This window comes from Acinetobacter sp. UBA6526 (assembly GCF_002434875.1).
In the GTDB taxonomy this organism is placed as follows: domain Bacteria; phylum Pseudomonadota; class Gammaproteobacteria; order Pseudomonadales; family Moraxellaceae; genus Acinetobacter; species Acinetobacter venetianus.
In genome coordinates this window covers 1-15,381 of record NZ_DJLC01000199.1, presented here as the reverse complement: position 1 = coordinate 15,381, position 15,381 = coordinate 1, and the positions used below count along the sequence as shown (strand labels likewise).

Here is a 15,381-nt window from a genome sequence, read left to right as displayed (position 1 = left end):
GTCAAATTTAGGGTTGTACACATATTTCAAATAGGCTTGATTGAGCTGTAGGTTTTTAGCGTCAGGTACGGAGCTATAGTTTGTTTGATCGTTTCGAGTGCTATTAAATTCGTCATTGATTTCTACAGTTCCTTCACCTTGCACAAAAGCACTTAGACCATGCCATGAACCTGTTTGAATTGCAGGGCGGAGTCTTAATGTCCATGCATCTGCATGATTTAGTTTGTTGTCTTGTTCTACCCATTCATAGCGAAGACGGCTATCGAGTGAAAGCTTAGTTTGAGAGAAGAACTCATCTGCAGCGTTTGTTAGTGTTGAAAAACAAGCGAGCGTGATTAATGAATAGGAGAATTTATTCATCAGAATATCCTTTATAAAATTTTTTGAAATTTGGGGGAGGATGAGTGATTTACTCATCCTCTATGTGAGATGGTGTTAAGCTGCGCTATTACGCTCTAGTAATGCTTGTTCAAATAACTCTTGTTCTTTTACTTTGTGCTCTGTTGTAAATCGGATAAGAACGACACTAAACGCTGCAATGGTTACGAGAATACCTAAGATAGATAAACATGTTTGCACATCAAGCAAGCCTTTTAGTAAGAAACCAGCTGCAACTGCACCCACATTACCACCTGCACCAATGATGCCTGCTACACCACCTAAAGCATCACGATCAATGAATGGTACAAGAGCATAGGTTGCACCACATGCCATATGGGTAAATAAGCCGAAGATCGTCATGGCAATAATTGCGAACATTACAACGTTTACTTGAGAGAATACGAATAAGAAGATGCCTTCAAGTAACACGAGGGCAAATAATACTTTGGTACGACCATCTAAGCCTTTTTTAAGTGCAACTTTATCTGAAACGATGCCTCCCAACGCACGTGCAAATAATGCCAGTAGACCGAAGATACCAGCAGTCATACCAGCTTCTTTCAATCCCATGTTGAAGTGATCGACGTAGTACATTGCTGCAATGTTATGAATGAAGATTTCGATACCAAAACAAGCGGCATAAGAAGTGAATAGAATCCAAACGCGATAGTTACGAGCAGCTTGCATTAAAATTGCAGTACCACCTTTTTTAACATTACCGACTTCGACTCCTTGTGCACGTAATTCTTTAAAGTTACCTTGTGGGCAATCTTGAGTAAGCTTCCAATACATCACGCCTACAATAAGCATCATTACACCAGGGACTAGCAGGGCAACTCTCCAGCCCATTGCTTGCTCAACACCGAACATCAAGATCGCACCTAAAATTAAAGGCATAATTGCTTGTGTAGCCCCACCACCAGCATTTCCCCATCCCGCAGAAGCAGCATTTGCTGTACCAACTACATTTGGAGCGAACATCACACTTGTATGGTATTGGGTAATCACAAAACTTGCGCCAATCGCACCAATCAATAAGCGGAAAAATAAGAATGATTCATAGGTATTAGCCGCAGCTACACCAAAAACGGGAATACTGCCGAGTAGTAAAAGTGCGGTATAAGTTTTCCGTGGTCCATATTTATCGCATAGTGGACCGACAATAAGCCGAATTAAAATCGTAATCGCTACTGCAGCAATATTGATATTTGCAATTTGGTCTTTGGTTAAGTTGAACTCGCCTTTGATTACTGGCATAAGTGGGGCACAGGCAAACCAAGCGAAGAAACATACAAAAAACGCGAGCCAAGTCATATGGAAAGCGCGCATAGCAGGTGTAGAAAAGCTAAATAATTTTATTTCTGTAGCTTTTTTTGCATCTAAATTCATATTTGAGGACATGGCCTTCTCCTGAACTGTACGTCATTAATTATTGCTATGCCGTAACTCTGCATAAGCAAGTCGAACAGAACGGACATCGTTGGCCGTCAGCAAAATGTTTTGTGAATCATCGTTGATTCATCGTAATTGGTATTAAGCAAACGTCATGCCAAAAAGATGAATTAACCAAATGTAAAACTTAAGATACTAATTCACATTATTTATTTACATTAAAAAACTTAAAGAAAAATATGAACTAAAAAATTGAATTTAAAAATCAGCAAAACTAATGACGATGATGTCAGACAATTCATAAAAAAGTGCTTAGAGTTGGTGCGCAAATTTTAGGCATAATGACTTAAAACATCGCGTTTTATATAAAAAAAGCAGCCGAAGCTGCTTTTTTAGGATATCTTGTTTATCTAGAAACGATAGCCTACACCAACATATGTAATCAGTGGGTCGATATCAATTTTGGTATTTGCCTTAATCAGTTCTTTTCCTGTATTGCGATCAGTCACATATATTTTTGCTTCGTTATTCATTTTTGAATAAGACACTGAACCTACAGCAAACCAGTTTGGATTGAAATCGTAGGTTGCTCCAATGGTTACAATGGGTGCAAAGGTATCCGTTGCTTTTAGCTTCACAACTGGGTCCGCTGAGGATGTTTTGCCATCCAATGCAGCACCTGCTTTTCCATCATGAATATTTTGAATCATATGACCCGCTTTGATTAGGTCAGCCTCAATTCCAGAATTCATTTCTAAATCGTTGAAGTAAGCATACATAACACCAGCGCCAACATATGGGCGGAACTTATTGACGCCTGACTTACCAAACTGATAATGCAGCTCTACAGCTGGTAGCCAAGCACGTGCTGATGCAGCTTTTCCGCCTTGAGTAAGGTCAGTAATATGAATGTCTTGTTTTAATCCTAAATCACCTAGGGAGGTGCTGGCAGTTCCACTTAAAGGGGCATAAATATCACCTTTCCCTTTAATATCTACTTTTGGTGGGATACCGGCTTTAATTTCCAAGGAGAGGTTGTCTGTAAAGTGATAGTTAGCCATGATACCTACAGTATCGACATCATCTGCTTCTAACCCAGTTCCTTGAGCTTGCCAATTCGATAGTCCGTTAACTGTTGCCGTGCCTGTGAGCAGAGAAGGTAGGGTATCAGTTGGAAGGATTTTAATTGCCTCATACAATAATGGATTTGAATCACGTTCTGCTGCATCTAGTACAGCTTGTTTAGATACCTCACCAACTTTTGAAGTTGTACCTTCTGCAACGCTGGTATTAATATTTACAGGATTTGCACTTCCTTGCGGCATGGCATGCAACCAGCCAGCAGATATCGAGAAACGTTTAAACCCGTCTCCATCCTTTAAACTAAAATAAGGTGAGTTAGCAAAACTCATTGTTGGAAATGTTGCGGCAAAGCCGACAGCAATATAAAGCGCATGCTTCTTCATGATAGGGGACTCCATGTCCGATTTTGTAAACTTTTTATCCTGCTCAAAATAACGGTTTTTTTTAAATTGTTTGTTTAGTTAGAATTTATAATTGTTCTGCTTATGAAAACTTTTGTTTGATTTAGATAAATTGATGAAGAAAATATGAAGAAATAAAAAAAGCCACCAAAGTGACTTTTTTAGAATAATTTAAATAGAATAAATTACATAAAGCGAGATAAGTCTTCTTCAGGGCGAGCTGTTAAAACTTCGATGCCTGTTTGAGTTACTAAAATGGTATGTTCGTATTGGGCTGATAATTTATGATCTTTAGTTACTACTGTCCATTTGTCACCTAAAAGCTTAGTTTGCCAAACACCAGCATTGACCATTGGTTCGATTGTAAATGTCATTCCAGCTTCTAAGCGCATACCTGTGCCTTTTTGACCATAGTGAAGCACTTGAGGCTCATCATGGAAAACATTACCAATTCCGTGACCGCAATATTCACGAACAACACTAAATCTCTCAGATTCAACATATTGTTGAATAGCATGTCCAATGTCACCTAGATATGAACCATCTTTCACTGTTGCCATACCGCGATACATTGCTTCTTGAGCCACAGAACATAAACGATTTGCAAGAATTGAAGTTTCACCACCCACGACATACATCATATTGGTATCGCCGTGATAACCATCCTTAATTACAGTGACATCTATATTAAGAATGTCACCATTTTTTAAAATTTTGTTTTCAGAAGGAATGCCGTGGCAAACCACATGGTTAACCGAAGTACAAATGGAGTGTTGGAAAGCAGGGCGGCCTGGAGCAGCACCATAACCCACACAGGCAGGAATTGCTTGTTGTACATTTTCAATATGGTTGCGACAGATTGTATCGAGTTCTAAGGTACTCACACCCGCTTTAATATGCGGTTTAATCATGTCTAAAACTTCAGCCGCCAATTTCCCTGCAACACGCATCTTCTCAATTTCTTCAGGTGTTTTGATTAATCGACGAGGAGCTGTATAAGTCGTATTCATGATCTCTAAAAACTTTTGGTAATTTGCAAGCGTCTATGGTATAAATAGCCGCCTATTTTATCAAATGCTTTTCGTGAATATATTTTACGAAAATATCTGATAACAATAGTCGTAAAAAATCCGCACATATATCGACACATTACTCTGGGTGCCTAGCAATAGGTGGAGAATGCGGATATATGGAGGCCTAACCCAAACTTTAAGGTAAAGAAAATGGCAGATTACAACGTAAGCATGCGCGACCTTCTTCAAGCAGGCGCTCACTTCGGTCACCAAACACGTTTCTGGAACCCAAAGATGCGTCAATACATCTTTGGTGCGCGTAACAAAATTCACATCATCAACCTTGAGCACACTGTTCCTGCGTTAAATGATGCTTTGAACTTTGTTAACAACCTTGCTAGCAAAAAGAATAAAGTATTATTTGTTGGTACAAAACGTGCTGCTTCTAACATCATCCGTGAACAAGCTCAACGTGCTGGTCAACCATATGTAGATCACCGTTGGTTAGGTGGTATGTTGACGAACTGGAAAACACTTCGCCAATCTATCAACCGTTTAAAAGATCTTCAAACTCAATCTCAAGACGGTACTTTTGCTAAGCTTACTAAACGTGAAGCTTTAGAGCGTACTCGTGAGATGGACAAACTTGAACGTGCTTTAGGCGGCGTTAAGAACATGGGTGGTTTACCTGACGCATTATTTGTAATCGACGTTGATCACGAAGCGATTGCAATCAAAGAAGCGAAAAACTTAGGTATTCCTGTAATCGGTATCGTTGATACAAACTCTAACCCTGACAACGTTGATTACGTTATTCCAGGTAACGACGATGCGATCCGTGCAGTAACTTTATATGCTTCTGCTATGGCTGATGCGATTCTTGCTGGTAAAGAATATGCTCAATCACAAGCAAATGCACAAGCGAAAGGCGACGACGCTGCTAAAGACGCTTCTGAGGCTTAATGCGTTTTGACGCAAGCTTGTCATTTTTGCGACATGTAATGGTGGCAAATTAAAGCGTCGAGATTGCAAACGGCCCAGAGATTCTTTGGGCCGTTTTTGTTGAACAGATTTATTTTCTACCGATTTTAGGAGATCAACATGACTGCAGTTACTGCGAGCATGGTAAAAGAATTACGTGACCGTACTGGTCTTGCAATGATGGAATGCAAAAAAGCATTAACAGAAGCAGGCGGTGACATCGAACTTGCAATTGATAACCTTCGTAAATCAGGTCAAGCAAAAGCTGCTAAAAAAGCAGGTAACATTGCTGCTGATGGCGCGATCACTATTATTCAAAACGGTAACAAAGCAATTCTTGTTGAAGTTAACTGTCAAACTGACTTCGTTGCTAAAGACGAAAACTTCAAAAGCTTCTCTGATAAAGTTGCTACTGCTGCACTTGCTGCAAATGAAACTGATGCTGCGAAAATTGCTGAACTTAAGCTTGAAGACGGCGCAACTGTAGAAGAAGCTCGTGTTGCATTGGTTCAAAAAATTGGTGAAAACATTCAAGTTCGTCGTGCTCAAATTGTTGAAGGCGAAAACTTGGCTGTTTACAAGCACGGTTTAAAAATCGGTGTTGTTGTTTCTTACACAGGTGATGCTGACACTGGTAAAGGTATTGCAATGCACGTTGCTGCGTTCAACCCAGTTGCAGTAAATGCTGAAGCTGTTCCAGCTGACTTAATCGCTAAAGAGAAAGAAATTGCTGAAGCGAAAGCATTAGAATCTGGTAAGCCAGCGAACATCGTTGAGAAAATGGTTACTGGTTCAGTTGAAAAATACTTGAACGAAGTTGCTCTTGATCGTCAAATGTATGTTATCGACAACGACAAGAAAGTTGCTGATGTATTAAAAGCAACTGGTACTGTTGTAGCTCAATTCGTTCGCTTCGAAGTGGGTGAAGGTATTGAGAAAAAAGCTGAAATGAGCTTTGCTGATGAAGTTGCTGCTGCTCAAGCCGCTGCTGCTGCACAATAATTTTTACTGATTTAGTAAAAGTTAAAAAACCCAGTCTTTGACTGGGTTTTTTATTTCAATAAGATTAAAAAGAAAATTATTCGCCGTATTGTTCTTTGTATTTAGCCAAAGCTTCAATTCGATATTGAATCAGCATTTCACCTATTTCAGCACCTTGAATGTCAGATGGTAGATCTTGTGCACGAATATTTCTGACAATTTCCATTGCATCAAGAATGTATTTAGCCTGAGGGTAGGGGCGACTCTCCAATCCTAAGCGACCTCTTGCATCACATTCACATGCTTGCACAAAAGCTTCAACTTTCTCAGGTTTACGAAGAACATCCAAACGTTGTAGTAGCCGCCATAGTGTACCCGGTTTTAGATTTTTAGCTTGGTGGCATTTTAGATGTTCTTTACACACAATTAGTGCAAGATTTTTTAACAGAGTTGGAACTTTCAAGCGATCACATACATCTGTAACTGGCTTTAAGCCGCGTTCTTCATGCATGATATGTCTTGGTAATTCTTCCACTGGAGTAAGAGCTTTCCCTAAATCATGTACAAGTACTGCAAAGCGAACTTCTAACGCATAGTTTGCTTTACATGCTTCTTTCAATGCCATCAAAGTGTGTATACCACAATCAATCTCAGGGTGATATTCAGGGCGCTGTGGAACGCCAAACAGGGCATCAATTTCAGGAAATAATATTTTTAAGGCATCGCATTCTTTTAGCGTTTGAAAATAGACATCGGCTTGGTCTTCCATCAATGCACGAGATGTTTCTTTCCATACACGTTCAGGAGTAAGTGCGTCTAGTTCACCAGTCTTTGCAATATTCTTCATCAACTGGATAGTCTCATCAGCAATTTTGAAGCCATAAGCTGCATAGCGTGCTGCAAAACGTGCAACACGAAGCACGCGCAATGGATCTTCTATAAAGGCATCAGAGACATGGCGTAAGATTTTCCGTTCAAGGTCTTGTTGACCACCGTAAGGGTCATAGACAGTGCCATTTTCATCCATCGCCATTGCATTAATCGTGAGATCTCGACGAATCAGATCCTCTTCAAGTTTAACAGTGGTATCTGTAAAAAATTGAAAACCATGATAACCCACACCTGACTTACGCTCAGTGCGGGCAAGTGCGTATTCTTCTTTTGTTTTGGGATGTAAGAAAACGGGAAAATCTTTTCCAACAGGTTGGTAGCCTTCAGCTAATAATTGTTCTGGGGTAGCACCAACAACTACATAATCTTTTTCGTGATAGGGATGGCCGAGTAAATGATCTCGAACAGCACCGCCTACTAAATAAACTTGCATGAAAAAACCTCTATTCTTCACACAATCATGCTACAGAATAGAGGTTTTCTCAAGCATTAAGCGAGGCTTTTCTCGAAAAGCTTCGCTTAAGATAATTAGTTTTGACTTTGTTGGATTTCAGCAACAGTCAACGCAGTCATATTCACTAAACGACGTGTTGTTGTCGTTGGTGTAAGGATATGAACAGGTTTTGCTGCGCCTAAAAGGATTGGACCGATTGTTACGTTATTACCAGATGTTGCTTTCAACAAGTTGAATGAAATGTTTGCAGCATCTAAGTTAGGCATAATCAATAGGTTTGCAGAACCTTTGAAGCGTGAATTAGGGAAGGCAAAGTGACGAATGCTTTCATCTAATGCTGCATCACCATGCATTTCACCTTCAACTTCAAGTTCTGGAGCTTGTTCAGTAAGAAGGCGGTGAACTTCACGCATTTTCTGAGCGCTTGGATCAAATTGATCACTACCAAAGCTAGAGTGAGAAAGTAGCGCAACGCGCGGTGTAATACCGAAACGGCGAACTTCTTCAGCAGCTAAGATAGTCATTTCAGCAAGCTGCTCAGCAGTTGGATTCGTATTTACATAGGTGTCTGCAATGAATAAATTACGATCTTCAAGCATCAATGCATTCAGAGTGAAGAAAGTGCTACGACCTTCTTTTAAACCAATTACATTACGTACGAAATCTAAATGAATGTCATAACTACTGTACGTACCACAAAGCATACCGTCAGCTTTGCCGAATTTTACCAATAAAGCAGCAATCAGTGTTGAACGACGACGAGCTTCACGTTGAGCGTATTCGACAGTTACACCTTTGCGTTGCATTGTTTGATAATAGTCTTTCCAGAACTCTTCGTATAACGGATTTTGTTCTTGATCAACGATTTCAATATTCACACCGTGTTGCAAACGTAAGCCTAATTTTTTGATATTGGCTTCAATTACCGTTGTGCGACCTACTAAGATTGGTTTAGCAAGACCTTCATCAACTGCAATTTGCACAGCACGTAATACACGCTCATCTTCACCTTCAGCATAAGCGATACGTTTAGGATCAGTTTTTGCTTGAGAGAAAATAGGCTTCATTAAGAATGCAGAGTTATAAACAAACTCTGAAAGTCTTTGACGATATGCTGCAAAATCTTCGATTGGACGTGATGCAACACCAGAATCCATGGCTGCTTTAGCAACTGCTGGTGCAATTTCTAAAATCAAGCGTTGATCAAGTGGACGTGGAATTAAGTAATCACGTCCAAATGAAGCAGATTTCTCACCATATGTTGCTGCATCAGCTTCAACGTGCGCCATACGTGCAATTGCGTGAACACAAGCAATTTTCATTTCTTCGTTAATCGTTGTTGCACCCACATCAAGTGCACCACGGAAGATGTATGGGAAGCAAAGTGCATTGTTTACTTGGTTCGGGTAATCTGAACGACCTGTTGCCATAATTACATCAGGACGAACTTCATGTGCATGCTCAGGAAGAATTTCTGGATCTGGGTTTGCAAGAGCAAAAATGATTGGATTTTCTGCCATTTCTTTAACCATTTCTTTGGTTAAGATACCTGCAGCAGATAAGCCTAAGAACATATCAGCACCAGCCATTACTTCGTGTAATTGCTTCGCTTGAATATCTTGAACATAACGTTTTTTAGAGTCGTCAAGTCCTTCGCGTGAAGTTGTAAGTAGACCACGAGAGTCCGCAACCACGATGTTCTTTTTGTTAACACCCAAAGCACAAAGTAAATCTAAACAAGAAAGGGCAGCAGCACCTGCACCTGAAGCAACGATTTTGATTTCGTCAATTTTCTTATTCACGATTTGTAAAGCATTTAATAACGCAGAACCTACAATGATACTTGTACCGTGTTGGTCATCATGGAACACAGGAATTTTCATGCGTTCACGTAATTTTTTCTCAATGTAGAAACATTCAGGTGCTTTGATATCTTCGAGGTTGATACCACCAAAAGTTGGTTCTAACGAAGCAACGATATCAACAATTTTATCTGGGTCATTTTCAGCAATTTCGATATCAAAAACATCTACGCCAGCAAATTTCTTGAAAAGTACACCTTTTCCTTCCATTACAGGTTTAGATGCTAATGGACCAATATTTCCTAAACCAAGCACAGCAGTACCATTACTTACGACGGCGACCAGATTGCCACGTGCTGTATATTTTGCAGCAGTTGAAGGGTCACGTTCGATTTCCAAACATGGAGCAGCAACACCAGGGGAATATGCAAGCGCTAAATCTCGTTGGTTAACGAGCTGCTTGCTAGGTGTCACACTGATTTTTCCTGGAGTTGGAAATTCATGGTAATACAAAGCGGCTTGTTTTAAAGATTGATCGTCCATCTGAGTCTCGATTGTTCCGATAATAATCAGGCATATATATGTCTAATTATTATATTAAGATAAGTGCACAAGAATATAGCACTAGTTCATGCTTTCGCACAGTCAAAAAAGCTTATTTTCAGTGAACCAGATGCGTATTGACAATCTATAATCAGCGTAAAATAAACTGTCAAAATGCTCTAAATTTACTTTTAAATGGAATATCTTGCGGTTGACAGTTGCATATGTTTTTGAAGAAACTCTGTTGCATGTGCAGCCGTTAATGGCTTCGCAAATAAGTAACCCTGTAATATGTCACAATTTTGTCGCTTCAAATAATCTCGTTGTTGTTCAGTTTCAACACCTTCCGCTACGACTTTTAAGCCAATCGTTCTTCCCATTGCAATCATGGCATTAACTATCGCATCCTGTTTTGGATTGCCAATTTTTGAAATAAATGCGCGGTCAATTTTTAAAATGTCAATTGGATATTCGGTTAAGTACGCGAGTGATGAATAACCTGTTCCAAAGTCATCCAGTGCAATGGAAATATGACGTTCTTTAATGGCACATAAAACTGTTTTAACACTTTCAGTATTTTCTAAAAACGCTGACTCAGTGATTTCTAGTTCTAAGTTTTCACCAGATATTGCATATTGTTCTAGTACATCATCAATATCATGTAGTAATTGGCCACGTAAAATCTGTTGTGCAACGATATTTACTGCAACGTGAATATCAGCAAAACCTAAGTTTTTCCATATCTGAAGTTGCTTAGCCGCTTCATATAAGACAAATCGGCCAATATCAGAAATTAAACTGGTACTTTCCGCTAATGGGATGAAAATATCAGGCATGATCAAACCTTTAGTTGGATGGTTCCAACGAATTAAGGCTTCAAAACCACTGATATGAGAGGATTGTGCTGTAATTTTTGGCTGATAATAGACAACTAACTCATTATTCTGAATTGCTTTTCTAAGGTCTAACTCTAAATCTGTATGTTTAGCAACAAAATTGGTTCGTTCAGTTGAATAGTATCGAATTGTGTTGCCACCTAAACGCTTTGCCTCAGTGAGTGCTTGTTCTGCATGAGTATTTAAATTATCAACTTGTCTACCATGTTCGGGATAGATTGCAACACCAATAGAGATACTGACAACGTATTCTTGATCAGCAATATAAAATGGTTTGCTGAATGCCTCGACAATATTGTTGCAGAGTTGGTGAATTGGCGGATGAATCGGCGACATTTCATAAATGATAGCAAAGTCATCTGCACTTAAGTGTGCAACCAGCAATGCATCAATATTACTGATACGCAAACGCTGTGCCACTTGTTTTAATAGCTCGTTACCTGCTTGATTGCTTAGCAATTCATTCAGTGCTCTAAAGCGGTCAATATTGAGACGAATGACCGCAAGATGTTGGATTGAAGCTTCATTTACCAAGTATTGATGCAGTTGTTGGTGATAATAAAAACGATTTGGTAGATCGGTGAGGGTATCGTAATTGGTTAAATAAGATAGGCGTTGTTCTTGATGCTTACGTTCAGTTTGATCTGAAACAATACCGATATAATTAATAACACGATCTGCCTCATCTTTAACTGCGTTGATATGCATCCACAAGAAACATGATTTTTCTGAAACATAGGTTTCTTGATATTCACCTTCGTACTCATGCTCTTCAAATAATGTATCAAGGATCGAAAGATGAAAATTAAGGTGGTGCTGCTTACTTTGCTTAGTAATTTCAAAAATATGTTTATTTAAAATAAATTGTTTATCTAAACCAGTCAGTTGTTCGTATTTTGGATTGATTTCTAAATAGTGGAAGTTGTCATCTAAAATGAAAATACCTTCAGAGGCTTGTTCAAATACACTTGCTGCAAGTTTAAGTCTTTCTTGATCTTTTTTCTCTTGATTAATATCACGATGAATACCAACCATACGAAGTGGAGTCCCATCTTTAGGGTTTCTTTGGATGACTTGTCCTACATCATGAATCCAAGACCATTCACCATTCGGACGCTTGATTCGAAAGGTTTCCTCATAACGATCATTTAAACCGCATAAGTGATTGTAGAGCGTATTTTTAACACGATCAGCATCATCAGGATGAACAATTTTTTCGAGTAGTGAATAATGATTTTCTGAATTTCGAGTTACTTCTTTGAGATGCGAGTTGGTAATGCCGACAGTGTGGTTTTCTAAATTCCAATCCCACGGGCGGATGCCCGCTGTTTCATGGGCAAAAGCTAAGTTTTGTCGATGTTCTTGCAGGCTCTCGTTCATTTCAGTGAGATCAAATGTCCGCTCACGTACCTTTTGTTCTAATAGGTGATTATTAAATTGTAATTGCGCTTCGATGTCTTTGGATTTGTTAACTTCACGTTGCAACTGCTGACATAACTCTTCTGTCCATTGATTGTGCTGTTCTGCTACATCAATCAGTTGTTTATTTTTCTCTAGAACTTGGAATAGACGTTTATGGATTTTGAATGTCGCCTGAGCGCATAGCAAAGTTGCGAAAAATGAGAGGTAGTAAGCTATATAAAAAAGCGTGTGTTCTTGATCTTTATGCAATAGTTGCGAAATAACTAAGGGGCTGATACTTGGAATAAAAAATAAGAAGAAATAGCGGATATGCTGCGTTAAAAAAGTAAGTGCAATAATATGCGATGATGTTAGTAACAATGCCGTTAAAGTTAAGATATGAGAGCCTGAAATATTCGGAACATCTTTGGCTAAAAAGTAATGTAATATGATTGCACCAGAGCCTAGGAGTAAGCCTGTTATTAAACAAATGACCTGAAAAATTAAATTGGTTTTTTTTGCATAGCGGACAGAAGAATATTGTTTTAAAGAAACATGGCAGATAGCGTAAAAAACAAGTAGGACAATGAGTGTTAGTGCGGTCCAAATTGAAAAAACGTTCAGGTTAAATGAATAAAAAAATCCAAATAAAACATAATCCAAAAGGGTGAGGCAAAACACGCTTATGACAAATAAACGTACATGATTAGGATAGTTAATTTGATCCGTATAGATAAATTGTGGCAAATTTTTTTCCTGAGCCCCTAACATATAAAGAATAGTCCTTTTAATTTTTTATCTATGTTCACAGTCTATGTTTTTTTGTAAACACAATAGCGTTTTATTTTAAATTACAGCTAAACCAAATCGAAAGCAATGCCAATCATGCTTTGATACTGAAGTGATAATTTAAAATAGACAAAGCAACGACTGGAGCGGTTTCAGTCCTTAAAACACGATCTCCAATACACCAGTTTTGAAAATTGTTTTGGTTGGCAGTGTCAATTTCTACTTCACTTAACCCGCCTTCTGGGCCAATAAGTAAAGCAAGATGATTGTCACTTTTTAGCAAAACATTTTCTTGATTTTTATTTGGTGCAAGCACAAAACGAGATGTAGGTAATTCAGATTTTACCCAATCATTCAGCGCAATCGGCGGAAGAATTTGGGGAACTTTATTTAATCCACATTGTTCGCAGGCCGCGATAGCAACAGATTGCCAATGGTCTAATTTTTTTTGATCTCGATCATATTTTAGACGCATTTCGCAGCGGTCACTGGTTAAGAGTTGAATCGTCGTAACACCAAGTTCAGTTGCTTTCTGAATCGCATAATCCATGCGATCACCTTTGCTCATGACTTGACCTAAAATTACGTTAAATGGTGCAGTTCGATCTAACTCATTAAATTGATCAACCGAAACAAAGGCATTTTTCTTATTAATTTCAGTGAGTGTTACGAGGTATTCACCACCTTTTCCATTGAAAAAGATGGCTTGTTCTTGCTCTTTTGCTCGAAGCACACGTACCCAATGATGAAATACTGATTCTGTTAATTCGATTGTATTTTCAGTATTTAATTCAGTTTCGATATAAAAACGATTCATGCTTAGGTACGGCTCTTACAAATTAGTTCAAACCAAGATCAACAACGAGTTGTCGAGTTGGTTCTGTTTGGTTCATTGAGTAGAAGTGAAGTGTTGGTGCACCACCAGCAATTAAACGTTCACAAAGCTTAACAATCACTTCATGACCGAAAGCCTTAATGCTTGCGCTGTCATCACCATAGGCTGCAAGTTGCTTACGAATCCAGCGTGGGATCTCTGCACCTGTACCATCAGCAAAGCGAATTAAGTTGCTTGCATTTGTAATTGGCATGATGCCTGGTGCAACTGGAATATTCACTCCAGCTTTTTCTAGACGGTCAATGAAATAGAAATAAGCATCTGGATTGAAGAAGAATTGAGTAATTCCCGCATTTGCACCTGCTTGAACTTTTTCTACAAAACGCTTGATGTCTGCATCGAAGCTTTCTGCTTGTGGATGCATTTCTGGATAAGCTGCCACTTCGATATGGAAGTGATCGCCAGAATGCTCACGAATAAAACGTACCAGGTCTTGTGCATAAGGGAGTTCGCCAAGACCAACTTGTCCTGATGGTAAATCACCACGCAACGCAACAATACGGTCAATACCTTGAGATTTATACAAATCGAGTAACTCAGCGATACGAGCTTTGTTATCACCGATACAAGACAAGTGAGGTGCAACAGGCGTGCCTTTACCATTAAAGTCATCAATTGCAGCTAAAGTTCGTTCACGAGTAGAACCACCAGCACCATAAGTGATCGAGAAGAACTCAGGGTTGAGTAATTGTAGCTCTTGATGAACGACTCGTAATTTTTCTGCACCAGCGTCAGTTTTTGGTGGGAAAAATTCAAAAGAAATAGGAACACGTTTCGTCATTTCAAATCCTTTTTAAAATTGCTTAGAAATTTTAGAAAAAAGGGCAGTCCGTAAAACGTCTGCCCTCTATTTCTTAGTACTTGTAAGCGTCAGATTTGAATGGGCCTTCTACAGCAACACCGAGGTAATCTGCTTGAACTTGAGTTAATTGTGTCAATACACCACCAAAACCAACAACCATTGCAGCAGCAACTTCTTCATCTAATTTCTTAGGAAGAACTTCTACGCGAATCGCAACTTGTTTTTGGTCAGCAGGCAAATCAGCAAATTTTTCAGCGAACAAATGCATTTGACCTAAGACTTGGTTAGCGAAAGAACCATCCATAATACGAGATGGATGACCTGTTGCATTACCGAGATTCACTAAACGTCCTTCAGAAAGAAGGATCAGATAATTGCTTTCATCTTCTGAACGATACACTTGGTGGACTTGTGGTTTAACTTCAACCCACTTATAACCACGAAGGTAAGCTGTATCGATTTCAGTATCAAAATGACCGATGTTACAAACAACTGCACCAGCTTTTAAGCTATCCAACATTGCTGAGTCACAAACATGGTAGTTACCCGTTGTGGTCACAACAAGATCAGTGTTACCTAATAGATCATGGTTGATGTCTTCTTTCTTACCAGTTTGTACGCCATTTTTGTATGGAGATACAACTTCGTAACCATCCATACATGCTTGCATTGCACA

11 protein-coding genes and 1 pseudogene are annotated in these 15,381 nt (G+C 39.0%); 2 read left to right on the top strand and 10 right to left on the bottom strand.

The genetic code is table 11. From position 1 onward, the window contains the following. The 4 genes and pseudogenes from B4237_RS13560 to map all read right to left on the bottom strand — a co-directional run. Window positions 1-360: pseudogene (locus B4237_RS13560) on the bottom strand (hypothetical protein); the annotation flags it as partial. 75 nt (window positions 361-435) lie between these two features. Continuing rightward, on the bottom strand, window positions 436-1,782 hold the full coding sequence (locus tag B4237_RS13555; protein ID WP_278596401.1) for an MFS transporter: 1,347 nt from the start codon (window positions 1,780-1,782) through the stop codon (window positions 436-438). 401 nt (window positions 1,783-2,183) lie between these two features. Next, window positions 2,184-3,239 carry an OmpW/AlkL family protein gene (locus B4237_RS13550; protein ID WP_278596402.1) on the bottom strand — a complete coding sequence of 352 codons (1,056 nt, stop codon included), beginning with the start codon at window positions 3,237-3,239 and terminating at the stop codon, window positions 2,184-2,186. A gap of 203 nt (window positions 3,240-3,442) precedes the next feature. Further along, window positions 3,443-4,267: a type I methionyl aminopeptidase gene (gene map / locus B4237_RS13545; RefSeq protein WP_023014309.1), complete on the bottom strand. Its 825-nt coding sequence runs from the start codon at window positions 4,265-4,267 to the stop codon at window positions 3,443-3,445. 213 nt (window positions 4,268-4,480) lie between these two features. On the opposite strand from map, the gene rpsB reads away from it, so the two are divergent. Then, window positions 4,481-5,233: a 30S ribosomal protein S2 gene (gene rpsB / locus B4237_RS13540; RefSeq protein WP_004878543.1), complete on the top strand. Its 753-nt coding sequence runs from the start codon at window positions 4,481-4,483 to the stop codon at window positions 5,231-5,233. A 138-nt stretch (window positions 5,234-5,371) separates the two neighbouring features. Then, window positions 5,372-6,253 carry a translation elongation factor Ts gene (gene tsf, locus B4237_RS13535; protein ID WP_004878544.1) on the top strand — a complete coding sequence of 294 codons (882 nt, stop codon included), beginning with the start codon at window positions 5,372-5,374 and terminating at the stop codon, window positions 6,251-6,253. A gap of 76 nt (window positions 6,254-6,329) precedes the next feature. Here tsf and B4237_RS13530 read toward each other — a convergent pair whose 3' ends face one another. From B4237_RS13530 to B4237_RS13505, 6 genes are all read right to left on the bottom strand, one after another. Continuing rightward, a complete protein-coding gene (locus B4237_RS13530; protein WP_278596403.1) occupies window positions 6,330-7,556 on the bottom strand; it encodes a multifunctional CCA addition/repair protein in 1,227 nt (408 codons plus the stop codon). Between the two features lie 95 nt (window positions 7,557-7,651). After that, complete coding sequence (locus tag B4237_RS13525) at window positions 7,652-9,922, bottom strand: NADP-dependent malic enzyme (RefSeq protein ID WP_004878546.1); 2,271 nt, start codon at window positions 9,920-9,922, stop codon at window positions 7,652-7,654. 191 nt (window positions 9,923-10,113) lie between these two features. Continuing rightward, window positions 10,114-12,990 (bottom strand): bifunctional diguanylate cyclase/phosphodiesterase, encoded by a 2,877-nt coding sequence (locus B4237_RS13520; protein ID WP_278596404.1) that lies wholly within the window; start codon window positions 12,988-12,990, stop codon window positions 10,114-10,116. 112 nt (window positions 12,991-13,102) lie between these two features. Then, window positions 13,103-13,825, bottom strand: coding sequence for a 16S rRNA (uracil(1498)-N(3))-methyltransferase (locus B4237_RS13515; RefSeq protein ID WP_278596405.1), 723 nt, complete (start codon window positions 13,823-13,825; stop codon window positions 13,103-13,105). Between the two features lie 22 nt (window positions 13,826-13,847). Next, window positions 13,848-14,684 (bottom strand): methylenetetrahydrofolate reductase [NAD(P)H], encoded by an 837-nt coding sequence (gene metF, locus B4237_RS13510; RefSeq protein ID WP_278596406.1) that lies wholly within the window; start codon window positions 14,682-14,684, stop codon window positions 13,848-13,850. 73 nt (window positions 14,685-14,757) lie between these two features. Further along, window positions 14,758-15,381: adenosylhomocysteinase (locus B4237_RS13505; protein WP_286943566.1), on the bottom strand; the 624-nt coding region annotated here is incomplete at its 5' end.

What these genes read in the sequence shown, in the direction of transcription:
- B4237_RS13555 (WP_278596401.1), bottom strand. Translation starts at nt 1,782, where the DNA reads ATGTCCTCAAATATGAATTTAGATGCAAAAAAAGCTACAGAAATAAAA.
- B4237_RS13550 (WP_278596402.1), bottom strand. Translation starts at nt 3,239, where the DNA reads ATGAAGAAGCATGCGCTTTATATTGCTGTCGGCTTTGCCGCAACATTT.
- map (WP_023014309.1), bottom strand. Translation starts at nt 4,267, where the DNA reads ATGAATACGACTTATACAGCTCCTCGTCGATTAATCAAAACACCTGAA.
- rpsB (WP_004878543.1), top strand. Translation starts at nt 4,481, where the DNA reads ATGGCAGATTACAACGTAAGCATGCGCGACCTTCTTCAAGCAGGCGCT.
- tsf (WP_004878544.1), top strand. Translation starts at nt 5,372, where the DNA reads ATGACTGCAGTTACTGCGAGCATGGTAAAAGAATTACGTGACCGTACT.
- B4237_RS13530 (WP_278596403.1), bottom strand. Translation starts at nt 7,556, where the DNA reads ATGCAAGTTTATTTAGTAGGCGGTGCTGTTCGAGATCATTTACTCGGC.
- B4237_RS13525 (WP_004878546.1), bottom strand. Translation starts at nt 9,922, where the DNA reads ATGGACGATCAATCTTTAAAACAAGCCGCTTTGTATTACCATGAATTT.
- B4237_RS13520 (WP_278596404.1), bottom strand. Translation starts at nt 12,990, where the DNA reads ATGTTAGGGGCTCAGGAAAAAAATTTGCCACAATTTATCTATACGGAT.
- B4237_RS13515 (WP_278596405.1), bottom strand. Translation starts at nt 13,825, where the DNA reads ATGAATCGTTTTTATATCGAAACTGAATTAAATACTGAAAATACAATC.
- metF (WP_278596406.1), bottom strand. Translation starts at nt 14,684, where the DNA reads ATGACGAAACGTGTTCCTATTTCTTTTGAATTTTTCCCACCAAAAACT.